This is a genomic window from Nocardia sp. NBC_00403 (assembly GCF_036046055.1).
In the GTDB taxonomy this organism is placed as follows: domain Bacteria; phylum Actinomycetota; class Actinomycetes; order Mycobacteriales; family Mycobacteriaceae; genus Nocardia.
In genome coordinates, this window is the sequence record NZ_CP107939.1 from 3,182,835 (window position 1) to 3,209,704 (window position 26,870).

Consider the following 26,870-nt stretch of genomic DNA (forward strand, 5'->3'; position numbering starts at 1 on the left):
GTCAGGAGGGGATGTTGTGCCGGGGACAGGTGCTCAAGCGCCGCTGGTGGACAGAATCGACGAGTTGGCGATGCTGTTGGAGGCCGTCGATCGCTCGGTCGAGTGTCGAGAGGCGCAGGTTGTCGTTCTTCGTGGTGAGGCCGGGGTCGGCAAGACGAGCCTGCTGACCACTTTCGCTCACGAGGCGGCCCACCGGCACAGTTCTGTCCACTTACTCACTGGATACGGGCAGGCGATGCTGAACTCGCTGGCCTCGGACTCGTTCCAGGCTGTGCGGGAGTGCTTGCGATCGTTGGCCGCATCGGCGCAAAGATCGGGATCCCCTTCCCGGTGGCAGCGAATCACGCAGTCGTTCAAGCAGAACGCACCGGATTGGATCGAGTCGGTACCCGTCGTTGGGCAAGTGCTGGCAGCCGGTGTCCGAACCGGGCAGTCCTACGCGGCCAGCGGCGGCGACCGCCCGGAGATCGACAGTCGACTCGACCAGTTGCTTCGGCTCATCGAGGACATCGTCACTGACACACCGCTGGTGATGGTGCTCGATGACTTGCACTGGGCCGACACCGCAACCATCGACCTCCTTACGGCCATCGCGTTGCGGGTGCAGGGTCCGCTGGTCCTCGTCCTCGCGTACCGATCCGATCAATTGAAGTCCGCCGACCAAACACATCCGTTGCAGCGGACAGTCTTCAAATTGTGCAGGTATCGTCCGGAGACACCGGTCATCGATCTGCTTCGTCTTTCGCCGCAGGACACTGAGGAGTTGGTGCGCCGCACTGTCGTCGGACCCAGCGCCCCACCGAGTGTGGTATCGCGGATCGTCCGGTTGAGCGCTGGCAACCCCTTGTTCGCTGAGTCCTTGGCTCGAGTCGATCGACACCGCGCCCACTACCCGCCGAGACAGATCACGGCAGTAATCGAAGACCGACTGTCCTACTTGAGCTCTGACGATCAGCGGTTGCTCGAAACCGCTGCCTTGATCGGTTACAGCTTCGAGGTCGACTATCTGGCTCAGCTCACTCGGCTCGACATCGACGATCTGTACGAGCGGCTCCACGTCCTCTTCGACGAACACGACCTCGTTCGTCCCGCTGAGAAGCGAAATCAATACGACCGCTACCGCATCCATCACCCGCTCTTCGCGCAGGTGCTGCGGGAACGCGGCGCCGCCAATGGCCCCCGCTGGCGTCGTCACCACGCCAAACTGCTCCAGATCATCGAGGCAGAACAGCACTGGGACGATGAGCTGTTCGTGCGGGCGACAGCGGTGGCTGTCGAAGCATCCAACGGGCCAAAAGCAGGGGCGCTCGCGCTGCAAGCCGCCCGCCGCCAATTCGCGCTCGGCGCGGTCTCGAAAGCCCGCGACCTCGCGCGCATCGCGGTTGACAACACTCCACATTTCGACGCGTTTGCTCTCTTGGCCGAATGCCTTTCCGCCGGAGGCGACCACGTTGCCGGAGTCGATGCGTGCGTGGCGGGACTCGAGCTGGCTGAGTCGGCGGCGGTAGCGCTCGCCGAGGTGGCGCGTGTTCGACTGCTGTGGGCGCGCAACCTTCGCATGACCTGCCGATGGATACAGGCAGTAGAGGTGCTCGACCAGCTGGCGATCGACTTCCCGGAACCTGGGCGAGTGTTGGCAGAGACGCTGAATCTCTATGCGGAGGTCGCGCTGTGCGGGCCTGTCCAGGATTTCGATCGGTGTGTCGATCTGTGCGACCAAGTAGCGGCGATGTCTACCGAACCCGAAGTGCAGTCCCGAGCCTTCGGCCACCGGGGGCTCGCACACTTGGCCGCCGGCCAGCCGATGGAGGCCGAGCAGTGGCTGCAAAAGGCGATCGACGTCGCCCGCGCGGCCGGACACCCGTACGCTGAATACGAGGCAGTCCATTGGCTCAGCAAGAAGACGATGGCGTGCATGGAGGTCGAACGCTCCGCTCAGCTCCTCGCTCAGCTACGGGAGATGTCTCAGACCTCCGGAGTGGCCAGCGAGAATCCGCCACACGTCCGCGACCTCAGCCGGGTGCTCGGTTTACGAGGCGAATTTCCCAACGCCGCAAACGCTTTCGCGGTGTTCACCGATATCAGCCAAACGTCGGCCGCTGGGCGGGTTTCGACTACTTTGGCCTGCCAGCTGTCGGAAATCGAGTGGCTGTGGGGTCCGGTCGCGGCGGCTGAGTTCCTCGAAGAAGTGCTGCGCGCGGCGAATGAAGACTTCTTGCTCGTCGACTCGCGCGAGCTCCTGCGCGGACTGGTCGAACGGCTCGGTGCCCGCCCGCCGGGATGGGACCCCGTCGCCTTCGCGGTCGCCGAATTGGGAGTGCCCCTCGATCACGCCGAGGCTGCCGATGCGATCTTCCGGTTCGACGTGCCCAGCCTGGCACACTTGCGGGCCGGGCTGCCGTGAAATCCGCAGCGGTCGAGGACTTCGCGCTGCGCTGTGAACTTATCCAGTTCAATCACGCATCCTATGGACTGAGTTCACGGCGAGTCATCGCTGAAGGAGAACGGCTTCGTCGTCAGATCGAATCCGACCCGACCCTGCACCTCGGTTCGGAGCTGACCCGCCGTCTCACCGCGCAGACGATATCGGTAGCCGAAATGCTCGGTGTGGACAGCACCCGATTGACGCTGTGCACCAATGCTACTTCGGCCGCCGCGGCGATCATCGCTTCAGTTCCACTCAACGCGGACAGCACGGTGGTCGTGCTCGATGTCGAGTACTCGTCGATCCGCCGTGCATGGGAAATCGCGTGTACCAAAGCCGGGGCACGCCTGGTGTCCGTGGCCGTGCCGGTGCCATTCGAATCGGCTGCTGCGCTGCTGGCTGTCCTCGATGACCAGGTCCCCGGCTTGGTCGACTACTTGCAGATCAGCGCGATTACATCGTCGACCGCGTTTCGAATGCCCGCACCGGCGCTCGGCGCGTGGGTTGAGCAGCGCGGTGGCCGACTGATAGTCGACGCTGCGCACGTGCCGGGGCACATTCCTCTGCTCCCCGAACTATGGGGTGCGGCCGCCGTATTCGGAACCCTCCACAAGTGGTTTCCGACCTTACGTCCCGTCGGCCTTCTGTGGCTCACACCAGAGCTCGACATCCGGCCGGCGGAAGTATCGCTGACGTGGGACTCCCCGGACCTCGTCGAGCGATTCTCCTGGCCAGGAACATTCGATCCGGTCCCTCGCCTGTGCACGGAGACCGCAGTCGCGCAGTGGCTCGAATGGCAAGACGCCGGGCTACTCGACGACTGCGAGCAGTTGGCAGACACCGCCGACCAGGCAATGGTCGACATTGGCGCCCGACGCACGGCCACAACGGAATTCAGGCCGCCTCGCCTTCGTTCGTTCATACTCGACGGAGTGACAGCACCCCAGGTTAAGGATGCGCTGCGGGTCGCCGGGATCCGGGCGTGGGTCGGCCACGGTGCGGGCGGCGAATGCCTGCTGCGGCTCGCGACGCACATCTACAACGACGAGAACGATGTCGATCGTGTCACCAACCGAATCCAGGAGGTGCTGTCTCGATGAACATCCCGACAATCCCCGAACGGCTGGAAGCGGCCATCATCTTCCTCCGCGGCGAGGACGACGGCCGCGCCTGGCTCGGTACGCTCCCAGTCCAACTCTCCCGGTATGCCGAGCAATGGGGCCTGGACCTGGAAAGCATCGCGGACAACGGCGCAATGTCGTGCTGCGCGTACTGCACTGAAGTCGACACAGGTCGAGCTGCTGTGCTGAAGATCCCCGTCGACCTGGAAGCCGGCAACACCGAGACGCAGATGATCGACCGCTGGGCCGTCGGCAACGCCGCACCATCGGTTCTACGCCGAGATGCCGACACTGGCGTCTTCCTGATGACCCGCATCATCCCCGGAACCGTGGCGTGGCCGGACGGCGATCCTGCTGAATCCACGAGCTTCGCCACACTGCTCAGCCGCCTCAACTCACCGGACCTGCCGGAACCACCTGCCTTGAAAGACATCGCCGACGTAGTCCAAATGCGAATGGGCTGGGCCAGAGAGCGTTTCGATGATCCCCGGTACGCGGAAGCGATCCAGCGGATCGACGGCAACCGACATCTCGCCGACGCACAAGCAGTACTCGACAAACTCCTGATCACCACGGAAAGCCGTCACGTACTCCATGCGGATCTGCAGGCCAAGAACATTTTGCAAGGTCAAGACCTGTGGTACACGATCGACCCGTTGGGTGCAGTCGGCGATGTCAACGCCGAGGCAGCGCTGTGGGTAGCGATCCAGGACGGACCTCGAACAATTGATGAACGGCTCGATGATCTGGCTACGCACCCTTTGCTGACGCCGAACCGGATGCGGGCATGGACCTATGTTCTTGCGGTCGCAGAGTACCGGCCGTATCTCCCCGCCTCGGGGGAGCGAATTTTGCACTTCGTCGATGCCATGGATTGTGGAATCGTCGACTCGATTGGATGGGATTGCCCATAAGCCACACCGCATGGCTTCGCCTCGGCTCGCCATCGGGCATCACCTCACGGATAGCGGCGTGCACCGCGAACACGTCAGCTGAACGCGCATCAGCACGCGGGCAGTCCCGACTTGGCTCGGTTCGCTCCACCGGACGTATGAGACGGCCCTCGGTGGGCGCTTTAGACCGTGTCTCACGTCGTTGTCATTCGCTCGATGGCCATAGTCCCGGCGCATGCTTGCAGAACCATGTCGTTGGAAGGCAGTGGCGTCCTGATGACCGCCTCGCGAAGGTTCGCTGACCTGGTTGATGATTGGGGGGCAATCTGTAAGTCGTTGGCGCTGTGCATATTTGATCAGCAATTTGTCGTCAAAGGTCATACGCTGCTCCGGGGACTGCTTTGACGCAGTCCATGCTCGAATGTTGTTGGCTTGGACTTGATTTCGGTTCCAATGGGCTGGGAGCCGTGACGAAGATGCACGCGGAGTCTGTCCACGAGAACCTGTCCTGGCTCGCGGATCTGCTGCGGTGTCGACGCATCGTTCGCAGGGTGATGTGGCGGTCGCCATCGGCCGAGGTTCTGGGGGTGGGGCGGCTGCGGCGTGATGTGTATCTGACATGAGGTGGGACCGGCTTCAGATGTGAGGGGCAAGCGTGAGCAAGCGGAAGGGAGCGCATCGCGCGGGCAACCCCGTGCGGCGGAAGCGATGGAGATGCACGGCGGAAGTGGGGCGAACCTCAGGCATCGCTTGCTTGCACCAGGAACGCCGTGACCTGGAGGTGTACGAAGCAGTCGTCCGGCCGGTGCGTTGCGTGGATGCGCTGCAGCTCCACTGCCCGCGCGACGGTCAGCTCGATGAGATGGACATGACACCAGCGCTCCGCCAACGTGCCGTCCGCCGCGACGAACTCCTTGCGTTGTGGTTGATCTGGCATCGTCACTGCTCTGTGTGGCTGGCGGCGGTGTCACTGCCGTTGGCCGCGGTAGGGGGTTGCCCGTGCACATCTTCGGTGCCATCCAGTCGCAGCGTCTGGGGCGGCAGAGCATCGGTGGCTTTGTCTGGCAGCCGAACTCCTCCAGCCCTGACATCGGTGACCAGCTGGTCGAATGCCTCGATGTGGCAGGACAGCATGTGTGCATCACGTTCGCCGTGCTCGGGATCGTTTCGGCGCAGGGTGTAGAGCAGGTATTTCCAGGCCAGCCAATGCACCATTTCCCCGTACGACGAGGGACCGAGCGGAGCGCCGGGCTGGACCGCGATCTCCTTCGAGTGTCCTTCGGCTTCGTGGTCGATCAGGAAGGTCAGGATGGACAGTTGTTCGTGGACGACATCGGGAACATCCCGGCGATGGTCGTAGATCACGCGCAGGATGCCGATGTACTGGTGGGCGCAGCGCAGCATCACCGTCGTCGGTTCTTCTGCCCCGGCGAAGACCCGCAGGAAGGGTCCGGCATCGGGCAGCGGATGATCGGGTTGGGCCTCGACGGGTGGAGGCGAAAAGGAGGCTGGCGTGCTCGGGAAGGTGCCCAACGCGAGGTGGCCCGACGGCAGTGGCATGAGGAAGTGGCCCTTCAGATTTGAGTGTGGATGGTCCGCGCGGCGGTTGCGCAGGATGGGTGAGAAACGTCAGTCCCACAGCGCCGCACATGGCAGCGGTGGTAGGTCGGCAGCTACGTCGTTATCGACTGTGACGGTGAACTCTGGAAAGCTCTGGGCCAGTTCGGCGGCGACGTCGGCGGCTTGCTCGGCCGAGGCAGCGAAATCCAGGTTCAGCGCACCGGATTCGATGTGAATGTGGCGGATGCGACGCGGTGGACGTGGTGCTCGGACGGGCCGCAGCGGTGCCACAACTGATCACCGCCCCAGCACGAGTTGCTGGCCGGATTCGATCGCGGCTACCAGGCAGTCGTAGCCCTCGCACAGCTGCGCCAACCGGGTTGCCTCGGGCGGCTCCTCATCGGTCGCAACGGCGGCGAGCACCAATCCCCAGAGGTCGGCCATCCGAGCAACCAACGCCCCGATGCTTTCGGTCTGTACGACCATGACCCGAGTGCCCTCCGGCACGCCGGTGATCGGGACTGGTGGCGGGGCCGAGGGCGGTGCGATTGCCCGCTGTTGTTGGCGGTTGTCGACTGTATCGTCGACTACGGCGATCAGGGTCTCGATAGCCTCGCGCGCCGAAACTAGGTCCGAGGAAGCCTGTTTCAGTTCTTGATGGCCGATCTGCTCGCCGGTCAGGGTGAGCAGCGCCTGTCGATATTGTTGCTGGCAGGCCACCAGATTGACTGCCGCGTGGACGATGTAGCTGCCCTGCAGTGGCCGTAGCCCAGCGAAGAACGCCAGCAATACCTCACTCGACGGCAATGCCGTCACCGGTGCCCATGTCGGGGTCGTCTCACTTGGAGTGTCGTCTGTGGCGTTCGGGGGACGATCCTGCCGTGCGTCGTTCTCATGCGTGCTGGTCACGGCCGATCACCGCGGCTTACTTGTGGACAGCACTATCTGGCCGGCTTCGACCAGCGTGTCGAGCGCGGATGCTTTCCGCGGGCAGTTCTTGGCCCGGCAGGCGACATGGATCTGAACGACCTCGTGGGCTTGGGCTGGAGTGAACGGCACCATCGGTACGGCGTGCGCCGCAGCGTCGCACAGGGCGATGAGTTGGTACATGGCAAGGGAATTGGCTGTGGACATCGTTTTGGCATCTCCTGGTTGGGCGGGCTCGATCGGAGGTTCCCGGCACCGGGGGCGTTTCGCCACCGGCCTGCCACTCTGGCGGGTCGGTGCGCCGGACGAGGGGTTCGGCGTCGGCCCGGTGCCGGGTACCAGGGCTGACCGTAGGGCCGCAAAACCGGCTATTTCCCGCCAAAATAGGGAGCCGTTTTAAAACATGCGGAAATCGGTATAAAGTCGGTACGGGCATGAAAACGCTTGACAGTCAATCCCGTCCGCGATTTACCATGAACGCAACATGATGTAGCGGGGAGCCCGACGATGCACATGACGACCGGTGAGACGATCCGACGGATACGCAAGTCCATCGGTATGACACAGGCGGAACTGGGCGCTCTCCTGCACTTCACGCAGCCCGCTGTTTCGCAACTGGAGCATGACGGCCCGGCCGTTTACGATGTGCGCGTTCTGCGCCGGGTGGCGAAAGCTCTGCAGGTGCCGCTCGCCATACTGGCGGTGGAGTCGGATGAGGAGGCGGAGGTGAACCGACGCCAATTTTTCAAATCGGGGGCGGTCGGAGTCGGTACTGCCACAGCAGCCGACAGGCGGCCGAACCCTCCGGCGGTTTCCGCGGGAGTCAGGGTCGGCCAAACGGACGTCGAGCGAATCACCAAGAGTGTCAGCCAGATCCACGAGCTGCAGCTGATAGCTGGTGGTGACCGGTTGTGTGAGGTCGCCGCCAACGAAGTGCGATACGTTGAACAGTTGCTGGATCTGGGTAGCTACAGCGACGAGGTTGGCAAAGTCCTGACCGGCGCTGGTGCCGAGATGATGACTGCTGCAGGCTGGGTCCACTACGACGCCGGTCGCTGGGGTGAGGCCAGACGCTACTATGCCGATGCCGCTCAGGCCGCCACGGCCGCGGGTGATGGCACCGCTGCTGCTCACGCTTGGATCAATGCCTGCCTGCTGTCATACCGGGAGGGGGCGCGGCCCAAAGAAGGGGTCCAGTTGGCTGAAGCCGCGCAGCTCGCAGCCAGGAAGCAAGGCGGCCCGAAACTGCGGGCGCTGGCAGCTATCCGCGAGGCCGAAGCGCACAGCGCGATTGGCGATCGCACCGCGATGGAGTCAGCAGTGAGCCGGGCGCACCGCGCGTACGACTCGACCAGGGGACAAGATCCTGCGTATCTGGCGCATCTGCCCGAAGCGCAGCTCAGTGGTTTGACCGGACTGGCCTTCATGCGCCTCGGTAATCACCAGTCAGCAACGACCTATCTGCAGGCGGCCATCGACGGCACTGCGGTCTATCCCCGTGAACGTACTGCCTGGCAGATCCGTTTGGCGCAGAACTTCATTCGGGCCGCAGACGTTGCCGAAGGCTGTGTCGTGTTGACCGATAACTTTGAGGACATCGCCAAGGTTGCGTCGACCCGCCTCCAAAGAACACTTCACGAGATCGCTGATGATCTGCGACCGTATTCATCGGTTCCTGAGGCCAGGGACTTTTTTGGGATGTGGACGGCCCACTGATACTGCTAGTCCATCTCGCGAAGATATCTAGCAACTCGCTTATTCAACAGTGCATATCTTTGTCTCGTGCTCTCGTACGACAGGCAGAACTCGCGGGTTGATGCGAAGCCTTTAATTCTCGGTTCCGGCTTAGAGAACTGTGTCGCATTCGGGAACTGCTGCCGGGTGAGGTCTACGATGCCGCCATCGACGAGATTGAAATAGTGCGAGACTGTTTCACCGCTGGGCAGGGTGGCAGTCGTATTGAGAATCTCACCACCGAGGTAGTCCTGGACCACACACGCAGTGACAGCGCACTGCCCCTTTGCACGGTTGGCTTCCGTCCAGCCCGAGGCTGCACTTGTATCCACTGACCACGACTGCTCCAGCGCAGTTCTGAGGGCCTCAATGGCGACCGTGCCCATGCTCGGAGAGTACCAAGCGGCTGGTGGCGCTCTGCGAAAGCCCTGATGGACGCGGAGCAGAATCTTGGTGATCCGAGTGCTGAATCCCGGCATCGAGCACGCGGTGCCGTACCGACAGAGTGTCGGCGCAAATCTGACGCTCCACGACACCCTGAAGATCGCTGGTGGGCTGGATATCGACGCCCGTGCAGGTGGGTGGTTTGCTGGTGTCGGTGGGGGGATGACCGGTCGGATACGGGGCTCGTTTCGAGGCAGTTCCTGGTTGCTCCAGCATGGGATGCGGTCAGGCTTCGAGCGGTGGTCGGCTATATGAGGGAATCGGTCAGACCAGAGATGAATTCCTGGGTCGCCGGGTCGACAGCGTAGATGACCACCCCTTGCATCCCGCGGGTCAGCAAAACCTTGTACGTGTTGCGAATGAGGATGTCGAAATCTTCATCGAAGAGCTTCTTGCTTCTGAGCTGCTTGTCCTTGTTGGCGTCCCGTCGCACTACCAGGTGCCCGTCCTCTGTGACGATCTCGGGTCCGAGAATGACACCTGCCCAGTCGAACTCGAATCCCTGTGCGGTGTAGATGCAACCGACCTGTTCGAAACCGCGTGGGTCATGCGCCCACAGCCAACTCGGAGGGGGGTCATCCGGCCCGCCGATCGTGTCCTTGTATTTGTTCCACGGTTTGGACCAGTCGCCGATCTTGATGTCGGGCACCAGCGTCCCGTCGATATCCGGTTCGGGAGTCCACTCCCAGCAGTAGCCAGCGGTGATCCTCGCAGTGACCGTTGGAGTGATTTTCGAGCGGAGAAATTCTTCCATCTGCCGTGGTGAGCTTGCGACGCGGACTATGAAATGGTCGTCGTCTTTCCATCGCATCGGTCCAAACGCCCTCAGGCCGAGCAGGTTCAGTACCCACTCGTCGTAGGCTGCACTGCCACCGCAGCGGAATTGACCGTCGAGGTTGATCTGAAAGACCGGCAGCCCTGCTCGGGCGGCATGGTCTCTGATGTGGTCGATAGTTCCGACTTCGTTCGGCCGGACCACTTGGTTCTCATCGAGCAGGAAAACCGGAACCTTTGCGGCCTCTATCAGTTCATCGACCTGCGGGCGCTTCGTCCGGAGCGTGCTCTGGGTGAATCGGTCGGTCGAAATCCGCCGGAGGCGATGAGCTTCGTCGCAGATCACCACATCCAACCACTCCGTTTGCATAGTGGTCAGGCTCTTGTAGTAGGTGATCTGCTTTTCCAGGTCGGGTTCCTGCTTGCCGTAGATTCTCCGCATGGTTTTGGTGATGGCTTCCGACCCTGTCGCGTATCGCACCCGACGACCCTCCGCACGGAGGCGTTGAAGTAGCGACAGCGCGATGATGCTCTTACCGCTGCCTGGGCCGCCGGTCACGAGCACGACGGTCTTGAGCTTGCTTCTGTGTGAGAGGCTGATTCGGCTCATCACCGCCTCGAAGGCGAGTTTTTGGTTGTCCACCAGCCACTCTCCAGCTGTGTGAAGATCTGCCGTTGTCGAATTCAGCAGCGTCGCTCTTCGGCGGACCGCGCTGGTGAGCAATCGATCTGCGGCGGAGCTGCCAGAGGTGGGTGCGAGCTGAGTGTGTAGATACTCGATGAACTCGTCGCGCTGGTCGTCGGTGAACAAGCGTCCGAATTGATCGGGACGGAGGTGGAACAGTGGCTCGACGGACTCCTTTTTGGCGTTGTGCAAGAAGGCCACACCGTGCAGTGCCTCGGGGCGGTCATGGAGTACGGCGACGTCTCTTTGGAGGTACCTGCAGTAGCCCCGCACCTGGTCGACTGGGTGAAGGTGATCGCCCCGCGTATACAGTGACCACGCGATCAGATCGCTGTCCCAACCCAGCTCAGCATGGCTCCATTGCTTCAGCTCGACCACAACGTAGTTGTCGTCGCCAGTCTTCGGATGGACGCCGGCAAGGACGACGTCGGCGCGTTGGCTCGAGCCCGGAAGGGAGCACTCGATCAGCATGGCGACCTCGCGCAGTTTGGCTTTGATCAAGAGATTGGCAAGTGTGGGAAGACTGGCCTCCCATGATCGACGCTCCCCTGGATTGCCTTTCTTGCCTGCTCCTTCGGCGATAGCTGTCACAAGCTCATCTCGGCGCGCCAAGGCTACGACTTCTGGAGCTGTCGAGCGAAACGACCGAAGCGTCACAGTACCCCCACCATTCGAAACCTGTTGTAGTGCAGCAATATCCGAGACGCGTTCGCTCGGCGGACCCGTGTTGATCATCGGAATGCTAGCGCGTCGTGCGCGATTGCTAGGCGAACCCGTCCAGATCGGGGTTACCTCGTCCAGCTCCCGTCGCCGCGATGGATTCCTGCTGATCGTTGATCGAAGATCCGTGCCTGTGGCGTAGATCGGCTGGGTATTACCTGCTAGAACCAACCCATGGCGATCGACAGGCTCCAGCGCATGGTTGCGGAGTTCGCGGCGGAGCGAGCGTGGGAACGTTTCCATACCCCCAAGAACCTCGTCATGGCGCTGACCGGGGAGGTCGGTGAGCTGTCCGAGCTCTTCCAATGGCTAACCGCCGAGCAGAGCCAGGCGCTCATGGGCGACCCGACGCGGCGCACTCCCGTCGAGGAGGAGGTCGCCGACGTTTTCATCTATCTGCTGCGACTTGCTGATGTCCTGCAGATCGATCTCGTTGCCGCAGTTGAAGCGAAGTTACGGAAGAACGCCGAGCGCTATCCGATCCAGCAGGTTTACGGCCAAGCAGTCAAATACACGGAACTCGGCAGCAGGGATTAGGTTGTTCAGCGTTGGTAGTGAGGTCTTCCCGGATGCTGCGGTCAGGTGAAGCCATGACCACAGGGCCTGGACAACCCGCTCCAACCCAGGTCGAGTCCGCCCTCGCAACGGGCGCTGACCACTGCAGCTTGGACAGTCAGGATCCGCTGGTCGACCACGTGGCCATGGTGGTCATCTTCGGAAGCGACCGAGGATCGCTGACGTCTGCCCCGCGGCCTTGGCGTCGAATTGTTCCGACATCTGGTCATCGGATCTGCCGCCTGTGGGATAGCTGATGTTCTTCTGGTCTATTGGAGGGTGGCGGTGGCGACTGAAGCTTCGATTGCCGCGAAGATGTCCGCGTCGACCTTCTGTTGCCAAGCCGGAAGTTGCTCCCAGTCTGCGACGTACGACGGTTTCGGCTCCGGGATGTGCTTGTGGATCTGGGCGATCCAGCACAGTGCGATCCAGCGCCCTTTTTGTTCGGAGCTCAGCTTGCTTGCGCTGCCGTCTGTGATCGAGAGGAACTGTGCTACTTGGTCATACACTGCGATAGCGGCGGCTTGCTCCCATGCCGGCATGTCTTCCCACTCGGCGACATATCCCGGTTTCGGATCGCCCGGGTAGTAGCTGCGGACGCCGTCGATCCAGGCTCGGCGGAAGATCCGCCCGCGGTCAGTGTCGTCGGGCACTGGTTCTCCTCGTACTGGTAGTCGGGTACAGCAGGGATGCGATCTGCATGTCGAGGTGGCGGACATGCAGATCGCGACCCAATGGTTCCAGGTGATGGCGGAGGTCATCGAGTCGACGGCCCAGGTAACCAGAGCGAAAGATCGGTCGACAAGAGGCTCACCGACGACGAGCGTGCCGCCCTACGCCCTGATTTCTTGCGTCAGGTGTCGCCGCTTGGTTGAGTGGTGTGGACTCCCTCGGAAGGTGGGGTGGTGGATCCGAGTTTGGGAGGACGGTGGGGGATGGAGCCGGTGACGATGGTGGTGGCCGCAGTGGCTGCTGGTGCTGCGGCGGGTTTGACTGGGACAGCAGAGCGAGCGGTCGCTGACGCGTATCAGGCGGTGAAAGCGATGATCAGCGGCCGGTATCGGTCGGTCGATGTGGAAGTGGTGGAGCGGCAACCGCAGTCGGCGAATCGGCGGGCAGTGTTGGTTGAGGAACTCGAGCAGGCCGGTGCCGGGGATGACGAGGAGCTGCTGGCGGCGGCGGGGCTGGTACTGGTGGCGGTGCATCGCCATGCGCCAGAAGCCGCTGAAGCGGTCGGTGTGCGATTACGCGAGGTCTGCGCCGGTGAGCTGACGATCACCGATGTCACCTCGACTGGTGCCGCGGTAGTCGCTGAGAACACCTCCGTGGAGGGCACTTTCACGATCAGCGGAATTCGGGCCGGAGCCGGGCAGGCGCCTCACCCTCCGATGGCGCAGTAGTAGTCGACCAGGATTCTGCTGCGCCACACCGTCTTCCGTCCGCGATCTCTATTACGGGGGTGAGGGTCGGCCGGGATATCTGTATCCACTACACGGTGGTGCAGCAGCCCGCGCTGCGGCCGAGGGTGACCGATACCCTGCTGCGGGATGTGGGCATGCTCGTTGGACGTCGGAGCGAGCTGGCGCAGATAGTGTCTGCGGCGGGCCAGGGGCGGGTGGTGTCGATCTACACCGTTGACGGTATGGCCGGTGTCGGGAAGACCGCGTTGGTGACTCACGCTGCCCACCGGTTGGCGGCAGGGTTTCCCGATGGGCAGTACTTCGTCGAGTTGCACGCCCACACGCCGGGACAAGCTCCCACCTATCCCGCTGATGCATTGGCGAGGCTGCTTACCGACGTCGGGGTCGATCCCAACTTCCTGCCTCCGACCTTGGAGGGGCGGCGGGATCTGTGGCGTGATCGTGTGGCCGGTAAACGGGTGTTGCTGGTCCTCGATGACGCCCGTGACCACACGCAGGTCGAACCGCTGCTGCCGGGGGCTGGTGATTGTCTGACGTTGATCACGAGCCGTCGGCACTTGACCGCTCTCGACGGCGCCGTTCCCCTGCCGTTGGACGTGCTGGATCCCGAGGCGGCCTCTAAGTTGTTCATCACCCTCGCCAGCCGCGCTGCCGACACCGATGGCGAGCAGGCGGCGGTGGCCGAGATTGTTAGGTTGTGCGGGTTTCTGCCGCTGGCGATCGTGCTGCTGGCCGGCCGCCTGGCTCACCACCCGGTGTGGACCATCGCTGGGTTGGCGGGGGAGTTCGCCGCTGCGCAGGACCGGCTTGGTGAACTCGAGGCCGGGCCGCGGGCGGTGCGGGTCGCCTTTACCATGTCCTACCAGAGCTTGCCGCCTGAACAGCAGCGCATGTTTCGGTTTCTGGGCTTGCACCCTGGCCTGGATATCGACGCTCATGCCGCAGCAGCGCTTGCGGGTGTCTCCGTGATGGTGGCGCGGACGCAGTTGGAGGCGTTCTACATAGACCACCTCGTCGAGGAAGCTCAGCCAGGCCACTACCGGATGCATGACCTGCTGCGTGCCTACGCGCGCACCCAGGCTGACACCGACCCACCCGAGACCAGCACACGAGTAGTGGATCGGCTGTTGGACTATTACCAGGCCACCACCGCCGCAGCAGACCAATACCTGGCACGACGCACTCGCCCCACTGCGCGCCCATCCACCATCCCGCAGGATGGTGTGGTTCGGGAGTTCGGCGACGAGGTGCAGGCGTTGGCGTGGATGCGCACCGAACGTGCCAATCTGCTCGCTTGTATCGACCACGCCTTCAACCGTGAGCCACGGCGAGTGATCGAGCTGACCGAGACCCTCGCCAGTCTGCTCGAGCGTGATGGCCCGTGGCTGCAGGCAGCAACCCTTCATCAACGTGCCCTGGCCGCAGCCGAGCACCTCGACGATCACATCGGGGAAGCCAACACTCTCGCCAACCTGGGCAGAGTGCGCGAGTGGAGCGGGGACTATGCCGAAGCCATCGACTTGCACCAGCAGGCACTGACTCTCTACCGCGGAATCGGCAGTCGGCTCGGGGAAGCCAACACCCTCGCCAGCCTCGGGAGTGTGCGCCGGTTGACCGGAGATTATGCGGAATCTGTTGACCTGCACCAGCGGGCGCTTACCCGTTTCTGCGAGATCGGCAACCAGCTCGGCGAGGCCAACACGTTGATGAATCTCGGCCTTGTGCGTAAGGAAACTGGGGACTACGCAAAAACGGGCGATCTGTATCAGCAGGCGCTTACCCTCTACCGCGAGATCGGCAACCAGCTCGGCGAAGCCAACGCGTTGATGAACCTCGGTAACGTGCGCAAGGAAACCGGGAACTACGCCGAATCTGTCGACCTGCATCAGCAGGCGTTGGCTCTCTTCCGTGAGATCGGCCACCGGCAGGGCGAAGCCACCACCTTCAACAATCTAGGTCTCGTGCGCAGAAGCACCGGGGACTCCGCGGAATCCGGCGACCTGCATCAGCAGGCACTGATCCTTTACCGCGAAACCGGCAACCGGCTCGGTGAAGCGTTCGCCCTCACCGGCCTCGGCAGTGTGCGCCAGTTGACCGGGGACTACGCGGAATCCGGTGACCTGCATCAGCGGGCCCTGGTTCTCTTCCGCGAGATCGGCCATCGGCTCGGTGAAGCTGAGGTGCTCAACCAGATCGGGATGCTGCTGATGAAGACCGGCGAGCCAGACAAGGCATTGGAAATGTTCACTGACGCGCTCACAGTGGCGCGAACGATCCGTAGTCAACTCGAACAGGCTCATGCATTGGAAGGGGCCGCGCGGTGCCGGGTCGGCGTCGGCGACACAGTCACTGCCGTGACCGAACTGCGAGAAGCTGTCGAGATCTACTATCGCCTCGCCGTACCGGAAGCCGAACCCGCGGCGGCCTATCTCCTTGCAACAGAATCAACTCCGCCGTCACACTGACAACCATGGTGGTGGGGTATACCCAGCGCCACATCTGCAGGAAGGCTGAAATGCGTCAGGATAGGCCTTCTAGGGATCGCCGTAGTACTCGCCGAGAATCGGGCGGATATCGGAGTAACCGCAGCTGAGGGTGCTATCGGTCGTGAGGCCGGGTCCAAAGTGGCGCCACCAATAGATCGCCCCTACCAGGGGATATGCCGAACTTCGTTGGATTCTCGGCGATTACTACCGGAACCCCTATTCGCCCGAGACCGTCAGCGTCAAGAGGCCACATCGCGGTTGTTGGCGTTGCTGTGGCCGTGGCGCAAGCCCGATAGCCATGGCGAGTTCGGCCCGGCACCCGCCGACGGTTGTGAACCCTGACGGGTGACAGTCAGCTGGAGGTTGGCTACTGCTTGCCCGATCCCTTCGCGTTGCCGAGGACACTTGAGCATCGGGCATGACTGACCTCGTCGAGTCGAGACACTCTCCCGCGTAGCCGAATTCGATCCGAACGGCTGCGCGCAGATCGGGGAGCCTGGAATATGAGAATGTCGACTTGTCGGCGTTGCGCGCTAATCTCGCGCAAAACTTAAGTGCTACGCTCCCCGGGCGATCTGATTCGTAAGTGAGCTGGCAGGGCTGCAGGGAGGGATCGACTCATGAACGACCAAGCGACACCATCGGAGTGGGAGAACGAACGGTTCGGCGAGCTGGCTCTGCCCCTTCGAGGTGCGGTCTGGCGTGCCTTGGAGGCCGCTCACCGGCGAGCGCTGGCCGGCCATATGGGATTCGGGCTGGAGACCAACGACGTCTACGGGCAGATGTGGCTGATCCAGAACGAAGAGATGGCGCGAGCGATCGAAACGGTCGCGGAGGTCCGGCGCATCAGACCCAAGCGGGCACGCTATGAGCTGACCATGGTCGGCGAGAACAACATCATCCTGTATCCGTGGAAGTTCTCTGGCGACGCCTACAGCCCGCTGTCCTCAGCGAAGATGAAACTGTCCAAGACCCGGGAGCACCTGCTGGCGCTGACCCCGCAGATTTCCGACCAATTGAGCATCGACCACGCCGAACTCAGCGAAGAAGAGCTCGAGGCCGAATTCCAAGACGTGGAGTCCTTCCTCGAAGATGCCGCGAAGGACGGGCGGATGGTCATCGTCGCCTACGCCAGTAACCCGCACGCCGGAGTACTGCGCGCCTACTGGGGCGACGCCACCCGCGCCGACGACAGCGGACACCTCTACTGGAGCCATATGGAGGAAATTCCGCAGATCTCCGAAACAGCGGGGACGTCCGTGCGGCCCGCCGGCCCCGTGGCGGCACCAAATACCGCTACAGCAGCGCGATTCGACCAGGTCCCGATGGGTGAGATCGCGTTGGCGCCACGCAATCCCCTGACCGCACCGGACGGCGGCGCTCCGCCGACACCACGACCCGAGACCGGAAGCGATGACTGAACGCCCCCCGCTGCACCTTTTCGGAGTAGGCCAGGACACCTCGAACGCGGCGGCGCCGATCGCCGCCGCGTTCGACCCGCAGGCCTTCGACCCCGGCCGCCTCACACAAGCTCGACGCCTGTCGGGCATGACGAAAGCGGCCCTCGCCGCGCAGATCGGGGTGTCGGGGGCCGCGGTGAGTCAGTGGGAAGCGAGGACTTCACCTCCACGAGCTGATCACCTCAGCTGCTTGGCCGATGCTCTCGATGTCCCCGTCGAATTCTTTGCTGTCGGGCGGCCTTTCGCGCAGCTCGACGGATCCAGCGCCCACTTCCGGAGTCTGCGCTCGACCCGGGCATCCCAGCGCGCCAAAGCTGTCGCGTTTGTCGAACAAGCGTGGGAGCTGACCTACGCGCTGGAAAAACACGTTCAGTTCCCCGCCGTCGACCTCCCGGGCTTCCTGCCCGAGGACATCGAGGATCATCAGCCCGCAACGCCAGCCGCCGCCGCGCGCGCGCTGCGCGCGCGATGGGGGCTCGGCGCCGGCCCTGTCCCGCACTTGGTCCGCACGATGGAGATGCACGGCATTGTCACCACGATGGTGCCCTTCGCCGGTACCGACACTCCCACCATCGATGCGTTCTCCACCTCGCGAATGCCTCGACCGTTGGTGGTGCTGACCCCTGACCGCGGCAGCGATGTGTACTGGCACCGCTTCACCGCCGCCCATGAACTCGGCCACCTGATCCTGCACCGCGACGCCGCCCCTGGCGACCCCGAGCAGGAACGCGAAGCCGACGCGTTCGCCGCCGAATTCCTCACTCCGGCCGATCAGATCCGCGAGGACCTGCCTGTACGCGTCGACTTCAAAGCGCTCGAACAGATCAGTCACGAATGGGGCGTCTCACTCAAATCGCTGATCTACCGCTCTCGTGAACTCGGCACTATCTCCGACGCCAGTGCCCGCCGCGCCTACCAGCGGCTCAACAACCTCTACGAACTCGGAATCATCGCTGCCGATCCGGTAACCAACTACCCCGGCGAGGTCCCCAGCCTGCTCAACAAGGCATTCGAGCTCGCCGAAACTAACGGCACCTTGACCATGGCCGGCCTCGCCCGCGAAATGCGCTGGCGGCTACCGCGGTTGCGGCTGCTGCTCGGCCATCCCGACCAGCGGCCCGTACTGCGCCTTGTCTAAGGAGGCGCAAGCCATCCTGACCGCGATGTGCAACCTGCACGTCGCGCCGACCCGAAACCACCCGTCCACCAGACGGACTCGAATGGCAACCGTGGATCTGGACCGACGAGGATGGTGACGAGGGACCCGCGCCCGCGTTGGTGACCCGCTGACCGAACATGCGGGGCCAAGGTCACCGCCTGGGAAGTGAACCTAATCGGCAGTCAGAATCAGGATGTCGTCCTGTTCTCCGCACGTACCGACGCGCTGAGCGACAAGAAAATCCTCCTCACTGACATGATCCGCGTCACATGTAATGTGGTGGTTTATCGGGCTTGCGCTCGCTCGAACGGGCTTGCTGCGCAACCAGATTCCTCAGGCTGCGTCGAAAAATGGGAGCCCCAACTTCTCCAGTCTCGGACAGTTCTGAAACTCAGTTGGCTCTAGGCCGCGCAATCATGAGCCGCTATGAGTGAATCCGTCCACTACGGCAACTAAGCTTGCTCCAGTCGGCCAGTGTTGAACCGGGGGAACCTGATTCGGCCGATTGCCTTGTTTCGGCGGCCCTCATTCGTGAGCGCGACAGCTGGGGCCCCTCCGATGGATTCGGGGTGGTCCCCACCGTCGCACTCGCGCGGCGGGTTCCCTAAACGAGGAGGTGACGGCACGTGGAACCATCACGGCCGGAATCGAACACATCAGCACCAACCAAATCGGTCCGGGCACTGGTTCGGGCCCTGCGGGACTCACTGCCGTGGGTTCAAACAGGGATGAACGTCTTCTTGCTGTTCGGCGGGCACGAAACCGCCGCCTCAGTGACCAAGATGATCACCGAGGCGGCGGCGCGGATACTAGCGGCGATCTCCGGTTCCTAAGCCAAAGGGATCACATAGCTAGTTGGGCGGCCCCGGGTGGTTCTCTGAACCTCCGGGGTCGGTTCATGTCGAGACTGCAGATGGACCCAGACTGCTCTGCATCAATCTCTCATCAATCTCAAAATCCAAGTCTACCTACTATTGCACTGCCAACAGTGAATTAGTGCCCAGCTTTCCCACTGTCCGCGACGCCGAAATCATCGCCCCGGCTCCCTCTACCTCAGGCCGCCACTACTCCCAGGAGCTCAGGCCCACGTCATCGACACCCTCAGGGCCGTTTTCGCGCCCCGTTTCGACGCGGCGACGCGCCGAAACGATCGGGCCGCACCGCACACCGCACGGGGTCGACGTCTCAGGTAACGCTGGACGCGCTGGCATCTCACAACGGCATGACGTACCAGGAGTCGATCGCGGCGCTCGTCCATCAGTACCAGCAGGCCGAACGTCCCGTGTCCTTTGCGGTAGGCCGCCAGCAGCCCCTCGTGGACGACCTGCGAGGCAAGCTACACGACTACGCCTTGAATCCTGAGCATATGCACGGCGGACCGAAGGCCGAATTCTTCAGACGTGAGCTGGGGATCGAGCAGCGCGACTGGAAACTTCTCGCGATCCAGCTGATCTCGGCCCTGCAGGCCGCCGAGCCGCGGGGGTTCAGGGACGAACCACGACATGGAGAAAGCCAGCAGCTCCGCTTCGAGATAGAAGCTCCGGTTGTGGGACTGAACGGCAAGACGAAGTCGGTCACGGCTGCCTGGAAGATCGAGGGCAACGCCCCAGCCCAGCTCGTCACAGTCACCCCTGGGAAAAAGGCACCCGGTGCCGAGGACTCGCAAACCCTCGCGCCCAGCGACTGGGCAGCCCTCTACAACATCGCCCTGACAGTTGCTGACCAGGCTCTGCGGGACTGTCGGCCTACACCGATCGCATTGGAAGGCCCTGATGGCGTCGCGGTCATCGCCGAAGGGATGGCAGGGTTTGCCTGGGTGTGTTTCCCTGGCGCTCGTACTGCATTCGTCCGATGGCTCCTACGTGCGGGGCACGCCACGAAGAGCCAACCCGGAGCGCGAGTGAGGGCACCGGCCTTCAATCTTGAGCCGGCGGCGGCGTGGGCCGAGGCAATGGCCAGCGTGTTGCAGTCGGCGGGCCATCCCTGCTCAGTCGTACAAATGCTGGACTGACCCCCTTCCCCTGCACTCGGACGCAGGCTCTCCCAGCGTCCGGGAGGCCTGACCAGCGACACGGCATCCTGCGGCCTGTCCCGCTTACCAAGCATTCCTGGTACTGGACATTGATCTCCCAGGTGCCGATACACCATCGCCGTGCGCACGGACTGAGGATTCCGTCGAGTTTCGCTGGCTGAGCAGATATTCCAGAACGGCAGACTGTCGGTGGAGCACAACGCAATAGCCACCCGGCACAGCGCTGCGCGCCGCGGCCTAATCGTCGGCTTGCTGGAAGACCCGGAGGAAGTTGCTTTCCGACAGTTCGTCGACCGAGTCGAATCGATCCAGTCAGAGAATGGCGCCCGGATCGAGGACGTGAATGTCGCAACCTGACCCAGGAGATCCCCAACAAATAACCTGACGCCCAGTTTCTAACTGGAGGCATAGGCCCGACCATAGGCAGACGGAAGCTGTGTAATGCCTTGCAGCGCTGGCCGTGCGCAGGCGCATGCGCGCAACTCGGCAATGCCGGATGTTCTGCGCGACCGCGTCGCGGATGTACGGTGCAGCCGGACGTATGAACCGGCTGACGGTACGGTCAGGTCCACACCGTCTGAGGATCTCCACGATGCTAGCGTCGGCGCTCGTCGAGCTTTGGTCGGGTGCTGTTGTCAGATCGCAGTACACCAGCGCGTCGACCAGCAATTGGTCATCCAGAAGCGGGTCGGATTCCAGCTCTGCGCGACGCCCCCGGCTCCTCGACGCCGGGCAGCGTCAATGAAGGGTCGGCGACCAACCGAACGACTCGGTCATCCGTCGCATGCTCGTCTCGTAGGAACGAGCACTATCGCCCCTTTGGTCTCGCCAACTATGCGCCACAAAGAGTTTCGCTCACTTAGCCTTGTGTGGCAGACTGGAAAGCTTGCCGCAAGCGGTGGGCTCGTGTGTCCTGCTATACCACGTCTGTCGACCATCCTTAGGGGGATCTGCGGTATGACTGCGCAGCTGGAGAGTGCGAAGGCCGATGTTGTTGTCGCCAAGGTCGCCGAGTGGCGTAATCGGCTGATTGATCTCGGTTTCCGCAACACTCTGCTTTACTTCCGCAATACCAAGCACGGCAGCCTGGATCTGACCGCAGCCGAAGCTTCGGGGCTTGCGGACCTCGAAGCAGGCAAGCAGGTGACGTTGCGTGTTCTGTTCCGGGAGACGAGCGCACACAAGGACGCCTGCGCCCGTGCTCGCAGTCTCAGTCGACGCATCAATCTGTTCGCCGAAGAACAGGGCATCGATGTTGGGCGGGTTGCGTTCGGGCTTATCCAAACCGTCCCAGCCCAGCACAGGGGTTCGACCGCCATCCCTGCGCTACGTGCCCCGCTCGTCCTACGCCCTGTTGCACTCAAGGCACGCACTGCGGCGGAAAGCGACTACAGCCTGGAGCTCGGCGAGGAAATCGAGTTCAACCGGGTACTTCTATACGCACTGGATAGCCAGTACGGCATTGACGTCGATCAGATTCGCGGACGATTGGATCAGATTCTCGCTGAGACTGCCAATCGAGACACAGTGGTGGAGCGCGCCTTTACTGAGCTCGCCAGGGTGGCTAGCGCCCAAGGTATTGAGCTGCAGCTCGACCCTGCCGTCGTGCTCGGCACATTCAACTACGAGAAGCTGGCGATGGTTGAGGATCTCGCGACCGCCACGGATCTGCTTGTCTCACATGATCTTATCGCAGCTTTGGCGGGAGACCCGTCGGCGAAAGAAGCTCTCGTAGTGGCAGGCGCCGAATACCAGGCGCAGGACATCAATGAACTGAGACCCGCCGATGAGTTCCTTGTACATGACGCAGATTCATCTCAGCACCAGGCTGTGATGGCTGCGCTCGCGGGTCAGCATGTTCACATCGAAGGCCCGCCGGGCACCGGAAAGAGCCAGACGATCGCGAACATAATCGCGGGCGCCGCCGCTCATGGAAAGCGTGTCTTGTTCGTTGCCGAGAAGCGCGCGGCGATCGACGCGGTCATGAATCGGCTGGTCAACGTCGGGCTCGGTGGACTGATGTTCGACCTACATTCAGAGCGTGCCACCAAGCGAGAAGTCGCGCGCCAGCTCGCCGAAAGTCTTGACCGGGTGAGCAAGGAGCCTCAGGTCGAGGCCGATGCGGTTCACAGCCGATTGGTGGCATCGCGACAGTTGCTCCTCAACCACTCTCAGGAATTGCACGCTCGACGTGAGCCCTGGGGTATGAGCGCGTACGAGGTGCGGGCTCGACTACTCGATCTGCCGGAAGTGGGCGTGGCATGCGCTTTTCGTGGCCAGCAGCTCAGATCCCTCGATGCACATGTCGTTCGGCTACTCGAAGAGGATTTGAAGGAGTTCATAGACCTTGGAGGTTTGAAGATTCTCCGGCAGGAGACGCCGTGGTGCCACACCGAGGTTCGCGACGAACAGCAAGTCGAGCAGATCCTCGTCCAGCTGGATCAACTCGCTGGCCACACCCTCAAGCGCAGCCAACTCGGCGTGGATCGGTTGCTGAGCCAGACCGGGCTCGCCAAGCCGGACAACATCATTGGTTGGCAGGATGTGCTCACCTTCCTCGACGATGTCTCCAAAACTGTCGATACGTTCGGGCCGGATATCTTTGGCGACAATCTGGACACCTTCTATCTCGCAACGGGAGACCGGCAGCAACGTAAGCGCATGGCACCGGACCAGAAGCTGGGTTGGTTGCCGCGCCGCCGGCTAGTCAAGCAGCTGCGCCAGATGACGCAAGGCAAGATCCGCGGCAAGGCAACCTTGCACACCAAACTGAACGATGTTCGCGAGCAGCGTCATCGCTGGAAGCAACTGGGAAGGCCTGACACCGAGCCCTCGCGCGTCGATGGCCTTGCTCAGGTCAGCGACGACTACCAGCTACTGCGAACAGAGTTGGCTGCCGTGGCACTCTCTGCACGACGCCCCGATCTCGAGTCTGGCTCCGTGCCCGAGGTTGGGGATCGCCTCGAGGAGTTGCGCGCTGACAAGGACATGCTGTTCCGGATGCCTCGGCTCAACCGACAGCTGGAGGGCTTCGGTGCCGTCGGACTCGACGCTTTCCTGAAGGACGTGGCACAGCGGAACCTCTCGGCCGAGGAAGCGTGGCAGGCGTTCCTGCGAGTATGGCTCACCTCGCTGGATGACGAGTTCAAACTCCGAGTGCCCGAGATCGGACAGTTCGTGCCAGAACGGCAGACTCGGGCAGCAGACGAGTTCTGTTCAACAGATATCCAGCACCGGGAGTTAGCGGCACGGCGAGTGCGTCGCCAGTTGGCTCGACAAGTTCGGCAGGCTAGCGACGCGTACCCGGAACAGACCCGAATTCTCCGGCAGCAGGCCAGTCGCAAGAGCCGACATATGTCGACCCGCAAACTGGTCGAGCAGACCTCGGATGTCCTTCTCGCCCTTCGACCATGCTGGGCGATGTCGCCGCTGGTCGTCAGTCGTATGTTGCCAGCTGAGCAGTTGTTCGATCTGGTCATATTCGATGAGGCCAGCCAGATTCGACCCCATGACGCGATCACCTCCATCATGCGCGGTGCGCGGGTGGTTGTTGCCGGAGACGAGAAACAGCTGCCACCCACCGACTTCTTCCAAAAGGTGCTGGAGAGCGACGAGGACGAGGACGTCGAGGACAGCCTGTCGGACTACGAGTCAATCCTGACAGCGCTGCGGCCACTCCTGCCGATTGCGAAGATGTTGACCTGGCACTACCGCAGCGCCGACGAGCGACTGATCGCGTTCTCCAACCGCGAAATCTATAAGGACAAGCTAGTCACCTTTCCGGGTTCGACAAAAGAGAGCCCGGTATCGCTAGTGCGCGTCGACGGTCGGGCATCACCAGGCCAGGATGGTTCTTCGCCCGAGGAGGTCGCCAAGGTTGTCGAGTTGGTCATCGATCACGCTCGATCGCAACCCACCGAGACTCTTGGTGTTATCGCGCTGAACGTCAAGCATCAAGCCCGAATTGAGCGGGCGCTCAGCCAGGCACGGCAAGAGCATCCTGAGGTGGATGAGTTTTTCGCCGAAGACATCGAGCCCAGTCGGCGGTTCTTCGTCAAGAACCTGGAAAGTGTTCAGGGCGACGAACGCGACGCGATCATCCTCTCCGTCGGTATCGCGCGTGACGCCGCAGGCCGGATCTCCGGCAATTCCTTCGGCCCGCTCAACCGCGAAGGCACCGAGCGTCGGGTCAATGTTGCGGTGACACGAGCGAAGCAGCGGATGACAGTCGTCGCCTCGTTCTCCGCGGCCGACCTGGCACCCACAGCGAAGAACGGAACCGCATTACTGCGGCTCTATCTCGATTTCGCAGAGCGGCACGGCCGGATCGAGGAGGTTGGCGCACCGACTGACGTGGCGTTGAACGGATTCGAACGGGCGATCTACGACGCATTGAAGGCGCGAGGTGTGCCTGTCCACCCGCAGTGGGGTGTTTCGGACTATTGCATCGACTTCGCACTGGCACATCGGGATCAACCCGGGCGAATGATCCTCGCGGTTGAAGCGGACGGCCACCGATACCACAGCTCGGCATCCGCACGGGATCGCGACCGGCTACGCCAGGCGCACCTCGAGAAGTTGGGCTGGCAGTTCCATCGCCTGTGGTCCTCGGCATGGTTCCACGATCCGCAAGTTGAGACCGACAAGATCCTCGCAGCCTGGCGCCAGGCCATGACCGAGGCTGATACCGCGCCTTCACCAACGCCGACACCAGATCCGGCACCTCCGCAGGTCGCGCACCGTGGCCCTCGTCCAAATGTGATGGCCGGCCTGAAGACTCACGAGTACAGCGACCGGCAGCTCGTCGAGATCTGCAGCTGGTTGATGACCGACGGACTGCAATTGGATAAGGAGCAGCGGCTCGTCCAGGCGATGACGGAACTGGGGTTCCGCCGCCGTGGTACCAGGATCACCGAACGGCTGATGAAAGCGATCGAGATCGCCCAGCGCCTTGCCGATCAGGAGGAATGACATGTCTGCGCTCGATCCCCTCACGTTGGACAGGGTTGCCGAGCTGATCGTGGACATCGGAGGGCCATACGAACGCAAGGGCTACCAGTTGGAAGCGCTGCTGCAGCGAGCCAAATGGATCGACCCGCCCATCTACGATGGCTCGCCGCGGGTGCCGTGGCTCCGCGACCAGTTCGAGGCTCGTCAGCAGAACTCCGGCGAACTGGAGCGGCTCCTGTGTCGCGTGTGCGACCCCATCGAGTACGATGAGGGTGCTGTGATCGCAAACGAAATTCGTGCCGCGGTCAACGACCGCCTTGCACCCGAGCACCTGGTCGTCACGCTCGTCGGCGGTCGCCCTGTTCTCGGAGAGATTGGTTCCGACGGGCACAAACCGACGTTCTCCGAACCGCCTGATCTGCGGAGGCGCCTCGAGATGCTGGTCGCGGACACAGAAACAGTCGACGTACTGATGGGACGGGTCGAAGAAACCCGAATCTGTGCCACTGGCGGTGCCTACCGCATGGCGACCATCGGAGTCGGGACATTTATTGAAGGCCTGCTGTTGGCCGTTCTGCTCGAACGTGACGAAGACTTGCGCATCAACGGGTTTCCGGACGTTCGACAGCGAATTTCCCCCGACAAGCGCACCACCAAGCGCAGCAAGGCGGATTGGGTGTCATTGGAACTGCTTATCGACACTGCCTACGCTAAGAACTGGGTCCAGCTCGACGCTGCAGCCTTTGCTCACGCGGTCCGTGACTTCCGAAACTTCATCCATCCGCGTAAAGAGATCAGCGAAAAGCCGCGTTTCGACGCCGACACAGTCATGTTGTGCTGGGGGCCGGTCCAGGCACTGATGAACGACCTCGAGCAGAATCTTCCGACATCGGGAGCGGACTGTTGAGACACTAGGAGGAACCGTCCCAAGTTTGATACCACCGGTTTATCGGTCCCGGTGGCTCGGCGCGTGGGCATAGTAGTCGGCTGCGTACTCGGTTGGCGGTGTACAACACCAGTCGGTGCATGAGCCGACTGGTGTTGTACCAGTAAATCCAGTTCACCGTGAGGGTTGCGACGTCGGCGAGCCGCTTGAGCGGCCCGCGCGGGGAACCGTGAGTCGTCCCGGATCGCTTCGGTCTTTAGAGCCCAATTATCTTCGCTGTCAACGTATTATCGCAGGCGTCACCGACCTAGCCGATCGGGCGGGATCATCCCCGGCGGCATCAGTTACTCACCGAACCGCACCCGCGTGTCTCACCACCCGGCATCCAAATGGTGAAACGTATTGCTGGACAACGGATGTCCTTAAGACGGCTGCGGCGCCGGCACCCGGGCAGCGCCCGGCACGGACCGAAACAGCCTCTCGGCGGTGAACAACCGTCTTGGATCGGGTCCATGAGAGCTGCTTCGCTGCTTGGGGTTTGGATACACACAGCTCCCGATACCATCATCGTGCTGGCCGATATATTGTCCACCCCATTGGCGATCCCGCGATCGAACTGCTCTGCCGTGTCGTCGAGC

Annotated in this window: 20 protein-coding genes; 12 read left to right on the forward strand and 8 right to left on the reverse strand. The window is 62.5% G+C overall.

Annotated elements, in window-relative coordinates:
- The first annotated feature begins 16 nt into the window (after positions 1–16).
- The 3 genes from OHQ90_RS14135 to OHQ90_RS14145 are packed head-to-tail and all read left to right on the forward strand — an operon-like array spanning position 17 to position 4,460.
- Positions 17–2,404, forward strand: a complete 2,388-nt coding sequence (locus tag OHQ90_RS14135) for an ATP-binding protein (RefSeq protein WP_328410737.1) — start codon at positions 17–19, stop codon at positions 2,402–2,404.
- A complete protein-coding gene (locus OHQ90_RS14140; RefSeq protein ID WP_328410739.1) occupies positions 2,401–3,525 on the forward strand; it encodes an aminotransferase class V-fold PLP-dependent enzyme in 1,125 nt (374 codons plus the stop codon). The genes OHQ90_RS14135 and OHQ90_RS14140 overlap by 4 nt, the downstream gene beginning before the upstream one ends.
- Complete coding sequence (locus OHQ90_RS14145; RefSeq protein WP_328410741.1) at positions 3,522–4,460, forward strand: aminoglycoside phosphotransferase family protein; 939 nt, start codon at positions 3,522–3,524, stop codon at positions 4,458–4,460. The genes OHQ90_RS14140 and OHQ90_RS14145 overlap by 4 nt, the downstream gene beginning before the upstream one ends.
- Before the next feature lie 718 nt (positions 4,461–5,178).
- On the opposite strand, the gene OHQ90_RS14150 is transcribed toward OHQ90_RS14145, so the two are convergent.
- From OHQ90_RS14150 to OHQ90_RS14170, 5 genes are all read right to left on the reverse strand, one after another.
- Positions 5,179–5,376 (reverse strand): hypothetical protein, encoded by a 198-nt coding sequence (locus tag OHQ90_RS14150; protein ID WP_328410743.1) that lies wholly within the window; start codon positions 5,374–5,376, stop codon positions 5,179–5,181.
- A 2-nt stretch (positions 5,377–5,378) separates the two neighbouring features.
- Entirely contained in the window at positions 5,379–5,999 is a 621-nt protein-coding gene (locus OHQ90_RS14155) for a hypothetical protein (protein ID WP_328410745.1), read from the reverse strand.
- A gap of 69 nt (positions 6,000–6,068) precedes the next feature.
- Complete coding sequence (locus tag OHQ90_RS14160) at positions 6,069–6,290, reverse strand: hypothetical protein (RefSeq protein ID WP_328410747.1); 222 nt, start codon at positions 6,288–6,290, stop codon at positions 6,069–6,071.
- Between the two features lie 6 nt (positions 6,291–6,296).
- Positions 6,297–6,908 carry a hypothetical protein gene (locus OHQ90_RS14165; protein WP_328410749.1) on the reverse strand — a complete coding sequence of 204 codons (612 nt, stop codon included), beginning with the start codon at positions 6,906–6,908 and terminating at the stop codon, positions 6,297–6,299.
- Positions 6,909–6,914: 6 nt separating this feature from the next.
- Positions 6,915–7,133 carry a hypothetical protein gene (locus OHQ90_RS14170; protein ID WP_328410751.1) on the reverse strand — a complete coding sequence of 73 codons (219 nt, stop codon included), beginning with the start codon at positions 7,131–7,133 and terminating at the stop codon, positions 6,915–6,917.
- Between the two features lie 300 nt (positions 7,134–7,433).
- On the opposite strand from OHQ90_RS14170, the gene OHQ90_RS14175 reads away from it, so the two are divergent.
- On the forward strand, positions 7,434–8,642 hold the full coding sequence (locus tag OHQ90_RS14175; RefSeq protein WP_328410753.1) for a helix-turn-helix domain-containing protein: 1,209 nt from the start codon (positions 7,434–7,436) through the stop codon (positions 8,640–8,642).
- A gap of 5 nt (positions 8,643–8,647) precedes the next feature.
- Here the strand turns inward: OHQ90_RS14175 and OHQ90_RS14180 are convergent, their stop codons facing one another.
- Together OHQ90_RS14180 and OHQ90_RS14185 are read right to left on the reverse strand one after the other, a co-directional pair.
- The gene (locus tag OHQ90_RS14180; protein WP_328410755.1) at positions 8,648–9,046 is read right to left on the reverse strand and encodes a YunG family protein; all 399 of its coding nucleotides are present in this window, start codon (positions 9,044–9,046) and stop codon (positions 8,648–8,650) included.
- A 305-nt stretch (positions 9,047–9,351) separates the two neighbouring features.
- Positions 9,352–11,298, reverse strand: a complete 1,947-nt coding sequence (locus tag OHQ90_RS14185) for a DUF2075 domain-containing protein (RefSeq protein ID WP_328410757.1) — start codon at positions 11,296–11,298, stop codon at positions 9,352–9,354.
- A gap of 159 nt (positions 11,299–11,457) precedes the next feature.
- On the opposite strand from OHQ90_RS14185, the gene OHQ90_RS14190 reads away from it, so the two are divergent.
- Positions 11,458–11,820, forward strand: a complete 363-nt coding sequence (locus OHQ90_RS14190) for a nucleotide pyrophosphohydrolase (protein ID WP_328410759.1) — start codon at positions 11,458–11,460, stop codon at positions 11,818–11,820.
- Positions 11,821–12,107: 287 nt separating this feature from the next.
- On the opposite strand, the gene OHQ90_RS14195 is transcribed toward OHQ90_RS14190, so the two are convergent.
- The gene (locus tag OHQ90_RS14195) at positions 12,108–12,491 is read right to left on the reverse strand and encodes a hypothetical protein (RefSeq protein ID WP_328410761.1); all 384 of its coding nucleotides are present in this window, start codon (positions 12,489–12,491) and stop codon (positions 12,108–12,110) included.
- A 252-nt stretch (positions 12,492–12,743) separates the two neighbouring features.
- On the opposite strand from OHQ90_RS14195, the gene OHQ90_RS14200 reads away from it, so the two are divergent.
- From OHQ90_RS14200 to OHQ90_RS14230, 7 genes are all read left to right on the forward strand, one after another.
- Complete coding sequence (locus OHQ90_RS14200) at positions 12,744–13,238, forward strand: hypothetical protein (RefSeq protein WP_328410763.1); 495 nt, start codon at positions 12,744–12,746, stop codon at positions 13,236–13,238.
- A 59-nt stretch (positions 13,239–13,297) separates the two neighbouring features.
- On the forward strand, positions 13,298–15,724 hold the full coding sequence (locus OHQ90_RS14205) for an ATP-binding protein (protein WP_328410765.1): 2,427 nt from the start codon (positions 13,298–13,300) through the stop codon (positions 15,722–15,724).
- A 641-nt stretch (positions 15,725–16,365) separates the two neighbouring features.
- A complete protein-coding gene (locus OHQ90_RS14210; protein WP_328410767.1) occupies positions 16,366–17,166 on the forward strand; it encodes a hypothetical protein in 801 nt (266 codons plus the stop codon).
- On the forward strand, positions 17,159–18,343 hold the full coding sequence (locus tag OHQ90_RS14215) for a helix-turn-helix domain-containing protein (RefSeq protein ID WP_328410769.1): 1,185 nt from the start codon (positions 17,159–17,161) through the stop codon (positions 18,341–18,343). Before OHQ90_RS14210 ends, OHQ90_RS14215 begins: the two co-directional genes overlap by 8 nt.
- Before the next feature lie 1,243 nt (positions 18,344–19,586).
- Positions 19,587–20,375: a DUF6883 domain-containing protein gene (locus tag OHQ90_RS14220; protein ID WP_328410771.1), complete on the forward strand. Its 789-nt coding sequence runs from the start codon at positions 19,587–19,589 to the stop codon at positions 20,373–20,375.
- Between the two features lie 978 nt (positions 20,376–21,353).
- Positions 21,354–25,367: an AAA domain-containing protein gene (locus OHQ90_RS14225; RefSeq protein WP_328410773.1), complete on the forward strand. Its 4,014-nt coding sequence runs from the start codon at positions 21,354–21,356 to the stop codon at positions 25,365–25,367.
- A 1-nt stretch (position 25,368) separates the two neighbouring features.
- Positions 25,369–26,253 (forward strand): hypothetical protein, encoded by an 885-nt coding sequence (locus tag OHQ90_RS14230; protein ID WP_328410775.1) that lies wholly within the window; start codon positions 25,369–25,371, stop codon positions 26,251–26,253.
- The last annotated feature ends 617 nt before the right edge of the window (positions 26,254–26,870 follow it).

Coding starts and splice junctions, on each gene's coding strand:
- OHQ90_RS14175 (WP_328410753.1), top strand. CDS start 7,434: ATGCACATGACGACCGGTGAGACGATCCGACGGATACGCAAGTCCATC.
- OHQ90_RS14180 (WP_328410755.1), bottom strand. CDS start 9,046: ATGGGCACGGTCGCCATTGAGGCCCTCAGAACTGCGCTGGAGCAGTCG.
- OHQ90_RS14150 (WP_328410743.1), bottom strand. CDS start 5,376: ATGCCAGATCAACCACAACGCAAGGAGTTCGTCGCGGCGGACGGCACG.
- OHQ90_RS14185 (WP_328410757.1), bottom strand. CDS start 11,298: ATGATCAACACGGGTCCGCCGAGCGAACGCGTCTCGGATATTGCTGCA.
- OHQ90_RS14155 (WP_328410745.1), bottom strand. CDS start 5,999: ATGCCACTGCCGTCGGGCCACCTCGCGTTGGGCACCTTCCCGAGCACG.
- OHQ90_RS14230 (WP_328410775.1), top strand. CDS start 25,369: ATGTCTGCGCTCGATCCCCTCACGTTGGACAGGGTTGCCGAGCTGATC.
- OHQ90_RS14220 (WP_328410771.1), top strand. CDS start 19,587: ATGACGTACCAGGAGTCGATCGCGGCGCTCGTCCATCAGTACCAGCAG.
- OHQ90_RS14170 (WP_328410751.1), bottom strand. CDS start 7,133: ATGTCCACAGCCAATTCCCTTGCCATGTACCAACTCATCGCCCTGTGC.
- OHQ90_RS14145 (WP_328410741.1), top strand. CDS start 3,522: ATGAACATCCCGACAATCCCCGAACGGCTGGAAGCGGCCATCATCTTC.
- OHQ90_RS14190 (WP_328410759.1), top strand. CDS start 11,458: ATGGCGATCGACAGGCTCCAGCGCATGGTTGCGGAGTTCGCGGCGGAG.
- OHQ90_RS14225 (WP_328410773.1), top strand. CDS start 21,354: ATGACTGCGCAGCTGGAGAGTGCGAAGGCCGATGTTGTTGTCGCCAAG.
- OHQ90_RS14215 (WP_328410769.1), top strand. CDS start 17,159: ATGACTGAACGCCCCCCGCTGCACCTTTTCGGAGTAGGCCAGGACACC.
- OHQ90_RS14210 (WP_328410767.1), top strand. CDS start 16,366: ATGAACGACCAAGCGACACCATCGGAGTGGGAGAACGAACGGTTCGGC.